Source organism: Kitasatospora humi, assembly GCF_020907985.1.
GTDB lineage: Bacteria > Actinomycetota > Actinomycetes > Streptomycetales > Streptomycetaceae > Kitasatospora > Kitasatospora humi.
On sequence record NZ_JAJJPA010000002.1, the window covers coordinates 93,457 to 110,889 of the forward strand.

At 71.6% G+C, this 17,433-nt stretch carries 12 protein-coding genes; 7 read left to right on the forward strand and 5 right to left on the reverse strand.

Features of this window, described 5'->3' with window-relative positions:
- Positions 1–123: 123 nt before the first annotated feature.
- Complete coding sequence (locus tag LN042_RS02865; RefSeq protein WP_230048152.1) at positions 124–2,244, reverse strand: YbdK family carboxylate-amine ligase; 2,121 nt, start codon at positions 2,242–2,244, stop codon at positions 124–126.
- A 220-nt stretch (positions 2,245–2,464) separates the two neighbouring features.
- Between LN042_RS02865 and ddaH the strand changes: the two genes are divergently transcribed.
- Entirely contained in the window at positions 2,465–3,298 is an 834-nt protein-coding gene (gene ddaH / locus LN042_RS02870; RefSeq protein ID WP_230048153.1) for a dimethylargininase, read from the forward strand.
- A 165-nt stretch (positions 3,299–3,463) separates the two neighbouring features.
- On the opposite strand, the gene LN042_RS02875 is transcribed toward ddaH, so the two are convergent.
- The 3 genes from LN042_RS02875 to LN042_RS02885 form a co-directional block, all read right to left on the reverse strand.
- Positions 3,464–6,049, reverse strand: a complete 2,586-nt coding sequence (locus tag LN042_RS02875) for a beta propeller repeat protein (protein WP_230048154.1) — start codon at positions 6,047–6,049, stop codon at positions 3,464–3,466.
- A 550-nt stretch (positions 6,050–6,599) separates the two neighbouring features.
- The gene (locus LN042_RS02880; protein WP_230048155.1) at positions 6,600–7,808 is read right to left on the reverse strand and encodes an ATP-grasp domain-containing protein; all 1,209 of its coding nucleotides are present in this window, start codon (positions 7,806–7,808) and stop codon (positions 6,600–6,602) included.
- Positions 7,805–9,088: an ATP-grasp domain-containing protein gene (locus LN042_RS02885; protein ID WP_230048156.1), complete on the reverse strand. Its 1,284-nt coding sequence runs from the start codon at positions 9,086–9,088 to the stop codon at positions 7,805–7,807. Before LN042_RS02885 ends, LN042_RS02880 begins: the two co-directional genes overlap by 4 nt.
- Positions 9,089–9,497: 409 nt before the next feature.
- Here LN042_RS02885 and LN042_RS02890 point away from each other — a divergent pair, with 409 nt between their 5' ends.
- The 4 genes from LN042_RS02890 to LN042_RS02905 are packed head-to-tail and all read left to right on the forward strand — an operon-like array spanning position 9,498 to position 13,459.
- Positions 9,498–10,664 carry an MFS transporter gene (locus tag LN042_RS02890; RefSeq protein ID WP_372495666.1) on the forward strand — a complete coding sequence of 389 codons (1,167 nt, stop codon included), beginning with the start codon at positions 9,498–9,500 and terminating at the stop codon, positions 10,662–10,664.
- Complete coding sequence (locus tag LN042_RS02895; protein ID WP_230048158.1) at positions 10,661–11,668, forward strand: thiamine pyrophosphate-dependent dehydrogenase E1 component subunit alpha; 1,008 nt, start codon at positions 10,661–10,663, stop codon at positions 11,666–11,668. Before LN042_RS02890 ends, LN042_RS02895 begins: the two co-directional genes overlap by 4 nt.
- A 20-nt stretch (positions 11,669–11,688) precedes the next feature.
- Positions 11,689–12,663, forward strand: coding sequence for an alpha-ketoacid dehydrogenase subunit beta (locus LN042_RS02900; protein WP_230048159.1), 975 nt, complete (start codon positions 11,689–11,691; stop codon positions 12,661–12,663).
- A 34-nt stretch (positions 12,664–12,697) separates the two neighbouring features.
- Positions 12,698–13,459: an SDR family NAD(P)-dependent oxidoreductase gene (locus tag LN042_RS02905; protein ID WP_230048160.1), complete on the forward strand. Its 762-nt coding sequence runs from the start codon at positions 12,698–12,700 to the stop codon at positions 13,457–13,459.
- A gap of 61 nt (positions 13,460–13,520) precedes the next feature.
- On the opposite strand, the gene LN042_RS02910 is transcribed toward LN042_RS02905, so the two are convergent.
- Positions 13,521–14,492, reverse strand: a complete 972-nt coding sequence (locus tag LN042_RS02910) for an alpha/beta hydrolase (protein WP_230048161.1) — start codon at positions 14,490–14,492, stop codon at positions 13,521–13,523.
- Positions 14,493–14,941: 449 nt separating this feature from the next.
- Between LN042_RS02910 and LN042_RS02915 the strand changes: the two genes are divergently transcribed.
- The gene (locus LN042_RS02915) at positions 14,942–16,072 is read left to right on the forward strand and encodes a hypothetical protein (RefSeq protein WP_230048162.1); all 1,131 of its coding nucleotides are present in this window, start codon (positions 14,942–14,944) and stop codon (positions 16,070–16,072) included.
- Entirely contained in the window at positions 16,072–17,433 is a 1,362-nt protein-coding gene (locus tag LN042_RS02920; protein ID WP_230048163.1) for a DUF8614 domain-containing protein, read from the forward strand. Before LN042_RS02915 ends, LN042_RS02920 begins: the two co-directional genes overlap by 1 nt.

The window sequence follows — 17,433 nt, forward strand, 5'->3', positions numbered from 1 at the left end:
GGCGCTGCGGTTCCCGGCAGCCGCCGCCGTCAACCGGACCCCGGCCCGGTTGGCAGCGGCCATCGAGGGAGCCGTCACCGCTCACCGCCACGGCGACCTCCGCCCCACGTCCCCGGGCTCCGTTCACAGGCCGGGCGTGTAGGGCGCGATGCCGACGATGAGGATGTCTCGTCGGCCGTCCTCCCCATCGTCGCCGAGGCGGACCGGACCGACGTAGTGGCTGACGCGGCGGTCGTGGACGCCGTACCCGTCCAGTGGGTCGGTCAGCACGAAACTGGCGTGGATGGCGTCGGCGGGCAGCGCGTCCGGCTGCCGGCCGGCGCTTTCCGGGGTGGCGATGACGTTCTCGCCGCCCGTGATGTTCTGGCGGCCGATGAGGTGGGCGAAGGTGAAGGTGGCCGGTGAACCACCGTCCTGGTGGAGGCAGTTCGGTGAGGAGACGGCTACCTGGTGCTGGCTGCGGACGCCGAGCGCGATCAGGTGGACGCCGATGTAGACGGGCACGCGGTGCAGATCCTCCAGCCACAGGGCGTGGTCGAGGTCGGCCCGGATGAGGGCGTCGAGCATCCGGTTGTCGTGCAGGGAGGGCGGGATGTCGGGTAGCCGGCGACGCACCCGGGGGTACTCGGGGTTGTGCTCGTCCTGCCAGTACTCGGTGACGGAGCCGAACTCGTCGTCGGGGGCGCCGGGGATGTAGGACAGCGCACCGGTCCAGGGCAGGTAGACGGCGTGCGAGTAGCGGCGGAGCCGGTTGGTCCCTCGCGCGTACGGGTCCGGAGGCAGGTCCCGGTAGGCGTCCGCGAGTCGGGCGAAGTCCTCGGCCAGGGTCACCGTGTCGATGCCGAGGTCGGCGGCGGTCAGGCGGGCGTAGCCGTCGCGGCGCACCCGCCCGCCTCGTTCCGTCGGGTGGGCGTGCGGCTTCGGGGTGGCGTCCATCGGATACTCCAAGCGTTCGCGGACGGCCGGCGGCACGGGCCCGTCCCCCAGCGGCTCCCTGCCGGCTCTCTCCAAGCTGACATGCCCGTGGTGACCGCGGCGCAGTGAGGTCTGCCATGCGGATGAGCCCGACGGAGCGGTGTCCGGGGGGATCATGCAGCTCGCCAGGTCGTCCACGACCGCGTGCAGCCCGCCCGCGCGGTGGACGGTGCGCTGGCGGTGGGCGCCGCTGCCCCGGGTGGCCAGTCGGTCCACGAAGTCGGTGACCCGTTCCAGGTCTCCCAGTTCCTCCAGCACGGCACCGATGTGCTCCACCAGTCCCAGCGCGCGGTCCGGGGCGGGCGACGTCCGTCCGGTCAGCGCGTCCGCCCCCGGGCCCGGCCAGCCGTCGCGAGTGGCGTACCAGTAAGCGCTTCGCAACAGCTCGCCGCTCAGCCGGGGGCCTGTGTCACCTCGCTCCGCGAGGCGGGCGGAGGTCAGCACCAGCCCGCGGACCACCGCCGCCAGGGCCACGGAGTCGACCGCCTCCGCCGGAACATCCATGCACCGCACTTCCAGGGTCGGCAGGTTCGGGTGCGGGCGGGTGTCCCAGAACGGCAGGTCGGCGAAGGACATCCCCCCGACCTCCGCCATGGCCGTGGCGAAGCGCCGGTAGTCCTCGAAGGACTCGACCCTGGGCGGCGGTCCGAGGCCGGGAAAACGCAGGCGCAGCACCGAGCGCCAGCTCGCGTACTCGGTGTCCCGGCCGGAGTGGAAGGGCGAATTGGCGCTCATTTCCACCAGCAGCGGCAGCCACGGTCGCAGATGGTTGCCGACCAGGGCCGCCACCTCCCGGTCGGGCAGGAACACGTGGACGTGCAGCGCGCAGAGCGCGAAGTCGTCCATCAGCGTCCGGAAGAGCTTCACGCCGTCGCGGTACCGGGGGTGATCGCCAACCGGCACCGCGCCGCCGCCGATCACCGGCGTTGCGCTGGGGCACACCCGCAGGTTCCCGGCCGCCGCGCACCGGGCCAGCTCGCGGCGCAGCCGGACCAGTTCGGCGGACAGGGCGTCCATCGTGGCGCACGGCGGCGTCCGCACTTCGACCTGGAGGTCCGTGAACTCACCGGACACCAGCTCCCCCAGCACACCAGCGGCCCGGGTGGCCAGCCGCGGGCCGGCGGGCACCACGACCCGGGTGTCGGCGTCCACGAGGAAGTACTCCTCCTCCACGCCAACCGTGGGCGGCAGCTCCCGGCTCCACCCCGAACCGCCCGGTACGGGCCGCCGCCGGGAGCCTTCCGCGCGCAGTGCGCCGCTGTCGTCCACACCACCAGCTTCGCTCGACTTGTCGGTGCCGTCCTGTCCGGCCCGTACCCGCGACGTGGTCCCCGGGCGGTGCTCTCGCAGGAGGCGTGCCACGGGTACCGCGCGTTTCCCACGGTGGCGGCTGGGCAGCCGTCCGAGTGAGGAACACGCTGGGCCAGGCGCCGGCTCGCCGACGGCGAGCCGCGACCGGGTCCGGGCCTCGAGCACCTTGGAGCAGCTGATGCCCACGACCCCCGCCGTCCCGACCCGTACCGCCGTCCGGCGCCGCTACCTGCTCTGCCCGCCGACCTACTTCGCCGTGACGTACAGCATCAACCCGTGGATGGATCCCTCACACCCGGTGGACACCGGGGCCGCGCTGAGGCAGTGGGAGACCCTGCGCCGCGCGTTACGCGGGTTGGGCCACCAAGTCGAGACCATCACGCCGCAACCAGGACTGCCGGACATGGTGTTCGCCGCGAACGGAGCCGCGGTCGCGGACGGGCGCGTCCTGGTGGCCCGGTTCCGGCATCCCGAGCGAGCCCCCGAGGCGGCGGCCCACCGGGCCTGGTTCCGGCGCGCCGGCTACCGGCCGACCACGGCCGCGTTACCGAGCGAGGGCCAGGGCGACTTCCTGCCGATCGGCGGCCGGATCCTGGCCGGTTCCGGGCCGCGCACGAGTACCGCCGCACACCGCGAGGCGGAGCTGATCCTCGGCAGACCGGTGGTGAGCCTGTCCCTGGCCGACCCGCGCTACTACCACCTGGACACGGCACTCGCCGTACTGAGCGAGGACCAGGTCATGTACTACCCGGCGGCCTTCACGACCGAGAGCAACCGCACCCTGCACGCACTGTTCCCCCGGGCGATCCTGGCCACCGGGCAGGACGCGGCCGTGCTGGGACTGAACGCCGTGAGCGACGGCCGCCGCGTGCTGCTCCCCGAGGCGGCGCACGGCCTGGCGGCACAGCTGGAGGCGGACGGCTTCGTTCCCGTGCCGCTTCGCCTGCCCGAGCTCCTGAAGGCGGGCGGTGGTCCCAAGTGCTGTGCCCTGGAGCTGCATCCGACCTCGTGAGTGAGCAGCCGTGACCGCGCCCTCCGGTACCGGTGGTGACCTTCGCCGAACGGACGGACAGCCTGGAGCAGCGGGCGGCCTGACAGGGCGGCGTCGATGGCGAGCAGCCCCCGGCGCGAGTCCACGGGACTCGCGCCGGGGGCCGGAGCCGGGTGGCAGCCGGGATCACCTGGGCAGGTCGAGCCGCCACAGACCGCGGCCGTGCGTGGCGGCGACCACCGCGTCACCGGAGGGCAGCAGGGTGAGGTCGGTCACCACCGAGCTGGGCAGACCGCGGCCCAGTCGCGCCCAGTGCGTGGGGTCGTCGGCGTCCGCCGTGTAGACGAGATGGTCGGTGGCCAGGATCAACCGGCCCTTCGCGATCACCAGCGCGTCGGCCGGCAGGTCGGGCAGGTTGCCGCTGATGTCCTGCCAGGTGGCGCCGCCGTCGAGTGACTCGAAGACGTGCCCGGTGCCGGCGCCGGGTATCCACTTGGCCGAGTACGCGCCGAAGACGGCGTAGACGTGCGCCGGGTCGGCCGGGTCGCTGACCAGGCGGGTGATGTACCGGTTCGGCAGATTCGGTGCCGTGACGGTGTGCCAGGTGCCGCCGTAGTCGGTGGCGATGCCGCTCTTGAAGCCGTCTCCGTTGTCGTCCGACGGGCTGCAGGGAGCGCACCAGCCGACGTAGTCGACGCCGTTGTCCGCTTCGACGGCGGTGGTCGAAGCGGTTGCGCCGAGGTCGTGGACGATCTTCCAGTCGCAGCTCCCGGCCGCCGCCGAGCAGACCGTGTCGAAGCCCTGCTGGGTCTCCCACACGTACCGGCCGGCGCTGACCCAGTGGTCGGGGTTCGCCCGGTCGGCCGTGAAGGGCGCGATGAACTGCATGTTCGGATCGCAGTTCGGGATCGGGGCGCTGATCTGGCAGCTGGGGCTGATCTCCCGGAACGCCGCGGTCGTGCCGTCGGAGCGGCCACCGTCGGTGGTCACCGTGATGTCGCCGCGGACGTACTCGAGCGCGGCGCGGTCGGCGTTGTTCGGGTCGACGATGACGTCGCCGCCGTCGCCCGCGAACGGCTGGATCACGTTGCGCGAGCCGCCGGGCACCACGGTACCGCCGTTGTCCTGCAGCCCTCCCCAGAGAGCGGCACCGCCGTTGCGGGCGCGGGGGTCGCGACCGGCGCCGACGTAGAAGTACTGGAGGGTGTGCAGCCCGGCGTTGAGGTCCTGCCAGCCGGCAGGCGTGCCGCCGGACCCGGACCGGGACCAGACGCCGCCGTCGCTGCCGACGTAGAGGGTGCCGTCGTCGCTGGTCGCGATGGCGTGCTGGTCGGTGTGCACGGTCGGGGGGCAGCCCGCCGGCGTTCCGTAACAGGGCAGGGTGTAGTTCCAGAACGGCGCGGCGGTGCGCCACGTCGCTCCGCCGTCGCTCGTCTCGTAGATCTCCTCCAGGCCGACGTAGACGTGCTGGGGGTTGTGCGGGTCGACCTTGACGTACTGGTTGTACCAGGAGCCGACACCCGGTTCGTAGCTGGACGGGAACGCCTGCGCCGATCCGGACCTGCCGAGCGTGCTCGCGTCCGCGACCAGCGTCCACGGCCCGTTCGGGTCGCCGCCCGCCGACTTGTAGACGCCCTTGAGCGCGGTGGACTGCATCGGCGCGGGACGGTTGCCGGCCAGGTACGCCGGTGACTGGATCACCGCGTACAGGGCGCTGCCGTCGGGGGCGTAGTCGAGGCTGGTCCGGCCGATGTCCGAGTTGTCCAGGCCGGCCGGCTGGATCCGCTGGAAGGACCCCGGTGCGCCGCCCCGCGTGGACAGGTAGAGCCCGTCGTACGGGGTGCCGCTCCGGAAGCCCAGCGCGGCCAGCACGGTGTTTCCGTGGGTGCCCGGGCGGACGGTGACGCTCGAGATGATCGAGGTGCGGGTCGGGTCGTTGCCCGGATTCGGGTCCGGCGAGAGCACCGCCTGCCACGGCTCGTCCAGCCGCCCGGTGAGCCGGTGCCGCCACAGGCCGTGGCTGGTCGCCGCGAACGCGTACGTGCCGTTCGTCGTCAGCGTTGCGACCTGGGCATTCAGGAGTTCCGAACCGCCGACCCGCTGGAACGTCCTGCCGTGGTCGGTGGACCGGTAGACGCCTTGACCGGTGTAGTTGTCGGCGCTGGTGTTGGCCTCCCCGGTGCCGACCCACAACGAGTGGTCGGCCGGATTCACCCACAGCGAGCCGATCGACTCGGTGGGCTGGTTCTGGAACTCCGGTGTCCAGGTCTTGCCGGCGTCGTTGGAGCGCCAGACGCCGCCGTCGGCGAACCCGGCGTAGACCCATGGACCGTCGGTGGCGAGCGCGGACGCCCGCCCGGTCACCAGGCCCCAACCGGAGCCGTAGTCGGAGAAGTTCGGATCGGCGTAACCGGGGGTCTCGCTGTTGGCGGAGCCGCTGGTGACCTCCGACCAGGTGCCGCCGCGGAACGGCAGCCGGTCACCCGCGGCCGCGCCGTCGGCGAGCGCGGCGCCGGAAACCGTCTCGGCCGGAGCCGTTCGTGCCGCGGCGAACTGGGCGGACCCGGCGACCGGGTCGTCCGGATCACCACCGTCATCGGTGGCGTCCAGGCCGCCGCCGGCGTTGTCGGGGTGCAGCTGCCGGGCGGGCGACGCGAGTTGACGGCCGGTGGACGGGTGGGCAGGCAGGGGAGCGGCAAAGCCGGCTGTGCCGCCTGAAAGGAACGCCGCGGCCGCTACCGCGACCACGAGCAGGCGGGAACGTTGGAGCATCAGATGCCTCCTGGGCACGAGAGAGCGCATTGCGAGTCGCGCGGTGCTCCCGCCACCACAGGACGCCGGTGAGCGTAGAGGGTCCTCCCCTGGCTTGCCTAGCCCCAACTCGCTTGCCACTTGGCCGGAATCGACCATAACCCCGAGTTATGGGCTGCTGGGATCTCCCAGCCGCTCCGCCTGACCGTGCAGGCTTGGAGTCCGCAAGCCGGACGGATCTCCGGCCGCCTTGCACCCCTCACCGCGCCCACTCCCGTTCGAGTGACCAGCTCCCGCCACGTCTCCCGAACGGGAGTCATCGACCCACGCCGACGGTGAACTCGGCGAGCCCGGCCGACACTTCGCATGGCTCCTCCGCTACCCGGTGGGACGCGGTGCAGTTGGTCCCCGACCCGGCACGCCTGGACCGCAGCTCCGAATCGGCACACCGTCAGCTCGGAACCGCCGGATGACGACACCGTGACAGCACATCGGACATGACGAACCCGGTCATTCCATCCGCAGGGCCGCGCGGAGCCGGCCGTCCACTTGGGCCAGGCGTTCGGCCAGCTCAGCTCCGCTGTCGGCCACCAGCAGCGCGTAGCCGAAGCGTCCGCGGAAGTCGCTTGCGGGTGAGCAGCGCGCCCGGCGCAGTGGTCGATTCGGCTTCCCAGCAGCCCTCGATCTCCTGCAGTCGGGCTGCCAGGTCTGCGGGGTCGGGCAGTCGGGCCGGCCGCTCGGTGGTGAAGAAGCGGATGGCCGCATGCCGGGCGGACCGGGCGGAGTCATCGGAAGGAGGCTGCGGCAGGCCGGCGTGGGAGCGGACGGTGGCCTCCCACATGTCGAACCTCCGGGCGTGCTGGACCAGCCACGGGATGCGGTCGCCGCCGAGCCGGGCGCCGACCTCCATCACCACCGGACTGGTCGCGGTCAGCCGCGCTTCCAGGTGGAAGGCGCCCACGGTGATGCCGAGGGCTCGTACCGCCCGTTCGGCGGTGGCCACCAGCTGGGCCCGCGTGGCCTCGGGCAGTGGGGCTTCCACCACGTGGCCGGTCTCCACGAACACGGGCTCGGGGCCCAGTTGTTTGGCGGTGACCGCCAGGACGTGCACGACCGGGCCCTCGGCGGTCTGCCGCAGGTAGCCCTCGACGCTGTACTCGGGCCCGGCGACGTACCGTTCGACCAACAGCCGCTCGGCGATCACCTGACCGAGGTCCACATGGGCCCGGGTGTGCACGGCCGCCAGGTATTCGCGCAGGTCGGCGAGCGAGTCGACCCGGCGGACCAACTGGCTGCCGGAACCGTTCACCGGCTTGACGACGGCAGGGGTGCCGACGGCCGCGAGGACGGCGGCGGCGTCGTCACCGGGTTCGAGTGCCGTCCCGGCCGCGACCGGTACCCCGGCCTCGGCCAGGGTCTGCTTCATCAGCCGCTTGTCGCGCAGCCCGCGCGCGGCCACCGGGTCGATGCCGGGCAGGTCGAGCTTGCGGGCGACCACTGCGCAGGTCTCGACCGCGTACTCGTAGCCGGGGATGACGGCGGCCAGCGGTGTACGGTGGTGGAGGGAGCCGGCGGCACTCACCACCGCTTCCTCGTCCCGGATCTCCAGGCGGGTGAAGTCCGCCTCCTGGGCGTCCAGCACAGCCCGTACCGGAGGCGGGAGTTCGCTCCGGTCGCGGCGGTCGAAGACGTGCGGGCGCAGGCCGAGCCGGCGGGCGGCGTCGACCAGTCCGACGCCCGACGAGCCCGGCTCGACGATCAGCGCGGTGGCGGTGGTCACGAGGACGCCTCCGCGGTGGCGGCGTCGGACACGTCGTAGAAGCCGTGCCCGTCCAGCCAGCGCAGGGTCCCGAGGTCGCGCAGCAGCACCTCGTCCACCTCGTGCGCGAGGGAGACCGCGAGCGGATAGGTCGAGTCGTCGATGGTCGGGGAGATGGGACCGCCGGGCTGAACCATCACGTGCAGCTCGCGGAAGCTCTCCAGCGCCCGGACCTCGTCCAGGCCGCGGTAGCCGCGCAGCCGGCCCTTGACCGGCGAGACCAGGCCGGCCCAGGCGACGCTGTGGCGCATCCGGTAGTCCTCCTGGTGGCGGGCCAGGAACCGCCCGGGGTCGGTGAAGGCGTCGACGGTCCAGCTGATCTGCGACTCACCGGTGGCGTCCTGGGTGTACCCGGGCAGGTCGAGTCCGGAGATCCGGGCCCCCACCTCGATGACGCACGGGCCCTGCGGGGTCAGCTTGATCTCCACGTGGGCCGGGCCGTGCGCGATGCCCAGCGCGTCGAGGACCTGAAGGCCGTAGTCGACCACCGACTCCTGGACCTCGCCGCGGCGGGGCAGCAGCTGGCAGGCGACCGCCAGGTCGCGCTTGCCGTTGGCGCTGATCCGATGAGTCTTCCAGATGTCGCACACGTGGTGGTGGCCATCCCGACTGACCGTGTTCAACAGGTACTCGGCGCCGACCAGGTACTCCTGCGCCACCACGCCGTCACCGGGTTCGGAGAAGATGTTCTCGCGGCCCGCGAGCGTGCGGTAGGCCCGCACCGACTCGTCGGGAGTGTCGCACCAGAACACCCCGTCATTGGCCGCGCTGCGCAGCGGCTTGAGGATGGCCCGGCCACCCAACTGCTCGTGCCAGGCGCGCAGTTGCTCCTCGTCCTGGACCAGGATCTGCTCGGCGCCGCGCAGCCCGGCTGCCTTGACCTGCTCGATCATGGCGTACTTGTCGCGCCGAGCCCGGCTGAGTGCGGTCCCGTTGGTCGGCACCGGGTGGCTCCGCGAGAGCTGCTCGCTCAGCGCGTCGGCGAGCTCCACCCCGAGCTCGCCGCCGGCCAGTACCGCCAGCGGCTCGAACGGCTCCAGTAGGGCCGCGGTCTCGATGACGTTCCCGGTGTGCACGAAGTCGGCCAGATAGGGATTGGGATCCGGCTTACCCGCGTAGAGCGTGGGGGCCTCGACAGTGCTCTGGACTCTGATCGGTTCGATACCGCGCTCGATGAAGGCGGTGGCGAGACGGCGGGACAGGGCATAGGTGTCGACGAGCACCACGCGCCGGGTAGTCAATTGGCTTGGCCTCTCTTGCGGCTGGCTATCGGGAGGGGCGGGAACGGGTCGACTAATCGCTCGCAGGGAAGGCCGCCGGGTGGATTCACGGCTATTCGTCCGCTGGCTCTGCGCACGCGTGATCGACGTCTGGAAGCAAACACGGAGCTTGACGTGCTGTCAACGGTGCGCTGACCCGTTGTCGCTGTTGTGATGATCACTTCAGAACCGCCGCGATCAGCTTGTATGGTGCAGGGGACCGAAGTTCGGGCCTTCTCACGAGAGATTCCGCCGGTGGGGCAATTTGCCGCCACCGACTTCCGCGCGCCCGGACGGCTGTAACTTGGGGGAGTGGGGTCGCGAAATCGTCGCGAACACAAGGAATCTGATAAACCGTCACTTCGGCGGACTGCCACGTAGTTTTTGGGTGGTGTTCGCCGGCCAGTTGGTCAATCGGGTCGGCAGTATGGCGGTCCCCTTCCTGGTGCTCTACTTGGGCAACCAGGGCATGTCCACCTCGGACGCGGGGACGGTCCTGGCCGCCGTCGGACTGGGCGGGCTGGTCTCCCAGCCACTGGGCGGCGCGCTGGCCGACCGCTTCGGGCCGAGGGCGGCCCTGGTCGCGGGGCTGGCCGCCAGTGCGGTGAGCATCGTCTGCCTGGGCGCGGCCCGCGGTCTGCCCGCCATCCTGGCGGCTGCGGTGCTGGTCGGCGTGGTCGCCGACGTCTACCGCCCCGCCGCGGCCGCACTGGTCGCCGCCGTGGTGCCCGCCGACTCCCGGCCGCGCGCCTTCAGCCTGATCTACTGGGCCGTCAACCTCGGGGTGGGCCTCGCCGGCCTGCTCGCGGGCGTGCTGGCACGTCACGGCTTCGGCCTGCTCTTCCTCGTCCAGGCGGGTTCGGCCGCGGGCTTCGCCCTGCTGGTCGGCCTCCTGGTGCCGGGGCGGATCGCGGCACCCCGGTCCCGGCTCGCCGCACGGGAAGGCGGAGGCGGACCGCTGCGCGACCGGCTGCTCCTCGCGCTGATCGCGCTCAACATCGTCAGCAGCCTGATCAATGCCCAGGTCACCATGGGGCTACCGCTGGCGATCAAGGACAGCGGTCAGTCCTCCGCCGTCTACGGCTCGGTCTTCCTGGTCAGCGGTGTGCTGATCGGGGTGCTCCAGCCGCCGCTGGCCGGCTGGCTGGAGAGGTTCGACCGGATCGTGGTGCTCGCCGTCTCCTGGGCGGTGTTCGGACTGGGCATCGCGGCCACCGGTCTGGCGCACACCGCGCTCGAGTACCTGGCCACCGTGGTGATCTGGACCGTCGGCGAGATCGGCGCGGCCAGCTTCATCGGCTCGATCATCGCCGATCTCGCCCCCGCGCACGCCCAGGGCCGGTACCAGGCGGCCTTCGGCTGGTCCTATGCCGCCGCCCAGCTGATCGGCCCGCCGGTCGGCGCCTTCCTCTACGGCTCCGTCGGGCCGTGGGCGCTCTGGTGGTCCTGCGCCCTCCTCGCCGTGCTCGGCGCGGCCGGCGGACTCGCCCTGGTGAAACCGGTCCGCCGTCGCACCGCGCCGCCCGCATCCATCCCCGTTCTGGAGAACGCACTGTGACGCAAACCCTGCAGGAGCGCAGGTCACCCCTGCCCAGCTCGCCCGACATCGACCTGTTCGAGCTCTACCGGCGGATGCGGGTGCTGCGCCGGATGGACGAGGTGCTGGCCGAACTGGTCGCCGAGCGGCTGATCACCGGCCCGATGCACCTCGGCATCGGCCAGGAGGCCGCCGGGATCGGCGCCACCGCCGCGCTGCGACCCGGCGACATGGTCACCGCGACCCACCGCCCGCACGCCCAGTACGTGGGCCTGGGGCTGCCGTTGGGCCGCACCTTCGCAGAGATGATGGGCCGGGTGGACGGCCAGTGCGGCGGCCGCGGCGGTCACATGCTGATCGCCGACGCCGAGCACGGCCTGCTCGCCCCCTCCGGCATCGTCGGCCACTCGCTGCTGTTCGCGGTGGGCCACGGCCTGGCCCAGAAGCGGGCCGGCCAGGGCGCCGTCACGCTCTGCGTGACCGGCGACGGAGCGGTCAACTCCGGTGCCTTCAACGAGTCCTTGAACATGGCAGCGCTGTGGCGCCTGCCCGTCGTGGTGCTGGTGGAGAACAACGGGTACGGCCTGAGCGTGCGGCTCGACCGGCACTCGCACCAGACCGAGCTGTACCGGCGGGCGGCCGGCTACGGGATTCCCGGCGAGGTGGTCGACGGCAACGACGTCGAGGCGGTGCACCAGGCGGTGTCGGCCGCCGTCGCCCGAGCCCGGGACGGGCAGGGGCCGGTGCTGGTGGAGGCCCTGACCTTCCGGAACAACGGCTTCTCCAGCTCCGACCGGGGCGGCTACCGGGACCCGGACGAGGGCGCGGGAGTGACCGATCCGCTGGAACTCGCGGCCCGGCGCCTGCGGGAGCGCGGCGCGTCGGTCGAGGAACTGGCCGAGATCGACCGGCTGGCGGCGGTGGAGATCGACGAGGCGGTGGCGTTCGCCAAGGCGAGCCCGTGGCCGGACACCGAGGCGCTGTTCGAGTACGCGGCCAAGTGGGACGAGGGGGCACGGCGGTGACCGGCACGACGACGACCAGGATGACCTACTCGCAGGCCCTCAACGACGCGCTGCGCCGCGAGATGGCCGCCGACGACCGGGTGGTGGTGCTCGGCGAGGACGTGGCCCACTACGGCGGCATCTTCTCGGTGACCCGCGGACTGCTGGACGAGTTCGGCGCCGACCGGGTGCTCGACACCCCGATCTCCGAGAACGGAATCGTGGGCGGGGCGATCGGCATGGCGATGAGCGGCCTGCGGCCGGTCGTCGAGATCATGTACACCGACTTCCTCTGCCTGGCCCTGGACACCATCGCCAACGGCGTGGCGGCCTTCCCGTTCGCCTTCAACGGCCAGGTGTCCATGCCGATCGTGGTGCGCACCCAGGGCGGGGCCGGGATCAACGCGGGCCCCCAGCACTCCAAGTCGCTGGAGGCCTGGACCGCCCACCTTCCGGGCCTGCACACGGTCATGCCGTCCAGCCCGGCGGACGCCAAGGGCCTGCTCACCGCCGCGCTGAGGTCGGACGAGCCGGTGGTCCTGGTGGAGCACAAGCTGCTCTACCGGAGCGAGGGCGAGGTCCCCGAGGGGGACCACCTGGTGCCGCTGGGGACGGCCGAGGTGGTGCGCCCCGGCCGCGACGCCACCGTGTTGGCGCTGTCCCGGATGGTGCCCGAGGCGTTGACGGCGGCGGAGCAACTGGCCCGGCAGGGACTGGAGGTGGAGGTGGTCGACGTGCGCTCGCTGCGGCCGCTGGACACCGCCACGCTGGCCGCCTCCGCGCGCCGGACCGGACGCGTGGTGGTCGCGGCGGAGTCCTGGGTGCGTTACGGGCCCTCAGCGGAGATCGCAGCGGCGGTGACCGAACTCGCCTTCGACGACCTGCGCGCGCCGGTGGTGCGGCTGGGCTCGCTCGGCGTCCCCTATCCGGCGAGCCCGGCGCTGGAGCCGAGCGTCCTGCCGAACGCCGCGGCGATCGAGCACGCCGTGGAGCAACTGGTCAAGCGCACCGCCTGATTCCGTGAACGAACCGAGTGAAAGGGGTGCCGTGGTGCGCCTTCTCGACAAGTCCGTGCTGGTGACCGGCGGTGGCACCGGGATCGGCCAGGCCGTCGCCCTGGCCTTCGCGGCGGCCGGGGCCCGCGTGGCGGTCTCCGGCCGCCGGGCCGAACCGCTGGCCGAGACGGTGGCGCTGATCGAGTCCGGCGGCGGCCGGGCCTTCGCGGTGCCCACCGACGTCACCGACGAGTCCGAAGTGGCCGCGCTGGTACGGGAAGTGGTGGAACGTCACGGCCGGCTGGACATCGCCTGCAACAGCGCGGGGGTGCCGGGCTCCGGGCGAAAGCTGCACGAGTTCGGCCTGGACGACTGGCGCCGGATCGCCGACACCAACCTGCAGGGCGTCTGGCTGTCCATGAAGTACGAGATCCAGGCCATGCTGGAGCAGGGCGGGGGAGGCGCGGTGGTGAACGTCGCCTCGATAGCCGGTCTGGTGGGCTACCTCAACGCGGCTCCGTACACCGCCGCCAAGCACGGTGTGGTCGGGCTGACCCGCAACAGCGCGATCGACTACGGGCCCCAGGGGATCCGGGTCAACGCGGTCTGCCCCGGGCCCGTCCTGACGCCGATGCTGGAGCAGGCCCGGCGCGATCGCGGCCCGGGCGCCGACGAGTTCTACCTGCGCAACATCCCGCTCGGCCGGTTCTGCCGGCCCGAGGAGGTCGCGGCCGCGGTGCTGTGGCTCGCCTCGGACGAGGCCTCCTACATCACGGGCCAGGCGCTCGGTGTGGACGGTGGCTGGACCGCGCAGTAGCCCACGACGGAGGGCCCTTGGGAACCGCCCCGCCCGCCGGCGGTCCAAGGGCCCTCCGCGTTCAGTGCGCGGCGAAGGCCCGGCGCAGCGCGGCGCTCTGCTCGGCCAGCGCCCGGCGGGAGAGCTCGGCGTGCGGCACCGCGGCGTCGAAGCCGTGGAACGCGCCGGCGAAGTGGTGCAGTTCGACCGAGACGCCGTCCCGCAGCATGTTGGCGGCGTACTCGATGCCCTCGTCGCGCAGCGCGTCCACCTCGGCGACCAGCACGTAGGCGGGGGCCACACCGGTGAAGTCGACCTGCCGGGCCGGGACGGCGTACGGGTCGTCGGTGCCCAGGGCCCCGCCCAGGTAGTGCCGCCACATGTGGTGGCTGTCCTCGATGTGCCAGGCGGACGTGCGTGGGTAGCGGCGGAACGAACGGGAGTCCAGGGCGTCGTCCAGGGCCGGGTAGAGCAGGAGTTGCAGGACCGGCGTGGGCCCCTGCCGGTCCCGGCACATCATCGCGGTGACGGCCGCCAGGGTGCCGCCGGCACTGCTGCCGCCGATCGCGATCCGTTCGGCGTCCAACCCCAGCGGGGCGGCCTCGGCCGCCACCCAGCACACCGCCGCGTAGCAGTCCTCTGCGGGCGCCGGGAACGGGGCCTCGGGCGGGCGCCGGTAGTCGACCGAGACGATGGCGCAGTCGGTCTCCAGGGCCAGTGAGAGCAACCGGTCGTGCTCGGTGTCCAGATCCCCGGCGACGAACGCCCCGCCGTGGAAGTAGACCAGCACCGGTGCGGGCTCCCGGAGCCCCTCGGGACGGTAGACGCGCACCCCGATCTCGCGGCCGTCCCCGGGAACGGTGAACCGAGTGTCCTCGGTGCGCACCGACGCCGCCGCCGGAACCGGTCCGCGCAGCGCCCGGGAGATCTTGACGGACCTGGCGAAATTCCGACGCGATCCGAGCGGGTCCGCGAAGGCCACATAAGGCTGCAGCCGGGCCGCCCGGGCCAGCTCGGCGTCCAATCGGTCGGAGAAATCAGTATTCGACGTCATGCGCCAAACCCTACCGGTCGAAACTCGAGTGGCGGCGTGTCGGCCAAATATTCAGCCGGGTTCGCTCCCGCCAGATGAACGGGCTACGCGCGTGGACTCCGAGCTGCGTTCGCGCTACGTGACACGCGGTGCCCGGTTGGTCCGATTTCGCCGATTGACGGTTCATCAGAACCGCATGACCGCAGGTCCGCGCCGCCTCAACCGCCTTCCAAGAACTGGAGACTGGGAGTCCGAATCGCTATTGACAGGGTCACAGCGCGCTGACTACCGTGCGAGTGGCCGAAGCGGGGGAGCAAGACGGGGGTGCTGGTAGAAGGTTTCGCCACCGTGGCCTCCCCGCATAGTTCAGTCGAAATCCAAGCAGATTTTCGATGCCATCTCGGCGCCGGTTTCGGCTGTTTACGCGCATGCCAGCCCGGCAATCTGACACCTGGGACTGAGACCTCATCATGGGCACTACTGCCAAACTCACAATAGACACCCTTCTAATCCTCGGCTTCGGCCTCCAGCATTCCGGACTGGCGACCCTGCGGGTCAAGCGCGTCGTCAAGGCGAAGACCGGAATGGAAGCCATCGCCTGGCGGTCGGTCGAATCGCTCTGCAACGTGGTCTACATCCTCTGCGCCGGAGCGCTGTGGCAGCACACCGATGACGTGGTCTGGCACCTGAGTGGTGTGCCGATGGTCATCATGTACGTCCTCGCAGTGGCCCACTGGCTCTGGTACTGGCAGCTCCACTTGTTCGAGTACGACTGCGGGCTCGCCTTCGGCTCGACCACCCTGGTGGCGCAGATCGCCAAGGCCGAGGGGCCGAAGCTGATCGCCTGGAAGGTCGGCACCCGCCGCTGGATCCGCTTCCCGGTCCACACCGCCTTCTTCGGCATGTTCCTGTGCCTGCCCATCATGACAACCGACCTGCTGCTGCTGGCCATCGTCCTGAACGTCTACAACGTGATCGGCAGCATCCTCTACGACAAGCGCCTGATCGCCCTCGCCGGTGACGCCTACCGTCCGTACCTGGACCTGACCGGCCTGATCTGGCCGCCCGTCTACCGGATGCCGCGCGGTGCCGCCGACCTGGAGATGGCCTCCCCGCAGCACTGGCGCAAGCCGTCGATGCACCTGCCCGGCCTGATCGTCGGCATCGGCCTCGGCGTGCTGTACCACTTCCTGATCGGTGCGAAGGCGACCACCCCGATCGAGATGGCCAAGGCCGGCGGTGCCGGTCTGGTCGGCGCCGTCATCGCCGGCCTGGTGATCGGCACCATCGCCAAGCCGAAGGCCGACGACTGGGGCCAGCAGCAGACCGACCTGTCGACCACCGTCGCGCTCTCCGCCGCGATCGGCGTGGTCACTTGGGCCACCATCGGCTGGGTCCAGACCGGCACCGCGCCGGCCTTCACCGCCTTCCTGCCGCTCTGGTTCACCGTGCAGTACCTCGGCCACGTCTTCGCCTTCCTGGCGAACCGCAAGAAGTGGTCGGTCAGCCTGATCCCAGCCGAGTCGGCCGACACCGCACAGTCGACCCCGGCAGCCCCGCTGACCGTGGCGGCCTCCGTCGCCGAGCCCCGGAGCGCCTGATGCCCCTGACCTCAACCGCCGAGCCGCAGGCCCGGACCGAGCTGCTCGACATCCCGGTGCGCGTCCCCGCGACTCGGACCCCGTACTGGCACAGCGACTACCCGCTGCTGGCGGTCACTCATGTCGACCCGCAGTACGCGCAGTTGAGGGAGCTCTTCCCGACCGGCTGGGCCCACCTGGTCCAGACGAAGACCCTGATCGACGCGGTGGCCGCACTGGAGGCCCCCGAGGCCGTGACCGCCGACGCGCACCTGCGCCGGATCGCCCCGCTGCTCACCGCGGCCGCCCACGAGCTGACCCAGTTCGCCGAGGCCGAGCAGGACGGCGCGGCGGCCGGAGCAGTGCCCCAGGCCCGCTGTGCGGCGGAGCGCCTGCTGCACTACGCCCACACCCAGGTGTGGAAGGACGTCACCCTGAGCGAGCCGCAGCAGGGCACCCCCTGGCTCTACTGCGGCCCGCTCAACACCTGGGCGATGAACACCGTCCACCTGCCGCTGGGCTTCCTGGTCGTGCTCCCCAACGCCTCGCTGCAGCGGGAGATCGACACCGTGAACGAGGTACTGCCCGGCATCCAGCCCCGGATCGGTGAACTCCTCGGCGGCACGGCCAAGTCGGTCCAGGCGGAGCACCCGACCATGCAGATCGTCGACCTGTTGCTGGCCGGGGGTGAATCCCGGGTCGGGCACAAGAACTTCGCCCACTTCTTCCCGTTGGAGGCGCCGCACTCCCGGGTGGCCGGGCCCGAGTTCACGGTGGTCTTCGCCAATGTGCACGCGGAGCGGATGGAGCGCTGCTCGGTCGCTCTCCTCGACCGCTACCAGGAGGCGGGTGCGACCACCGATCTGGACGCGACGCTGCGTGCCTCCCTGCGCTGGTTCCGTTGCCACGACCTCGCCCACTTCTGGCGGCGGGGCAACGTCCAGGGGAGCGGCAACCCGGCGCCGGGTCTGACCCCGTTCGAGGCCATGACGCTGGAGGAGACCTACGCCGACGTGCTGGGCGTCGTCTCGGCCGCGTCGTTCTTCCCGAGCGCCTCGCTGGGACAGGCCTACCTCGCGGAGCTGCTGCGCTACCTGTCGCGCCGTCACCACCACTTCGCGGACAGCGGTGCGGCCGTGCTGACGGCGGGCTGGCTGGTGACCAGAGGCCTGTCGCTGCAGAACCGCGACGACCACTGGCTCGACAAGGCGCTGCCCATGTTCGAGGAACTGGCCCTGTGCCTGCACCGCGCGCTGTGGGAGGCTGACCCGACGGACCTCGACGAGCTGCGCGACGCGCTCGCCACCGGACTCCGGTACCGGGACGGGCTCGACGAGCTGTACCGGACCACTCCGACTGACCTCGAATACACCTTCGGATAA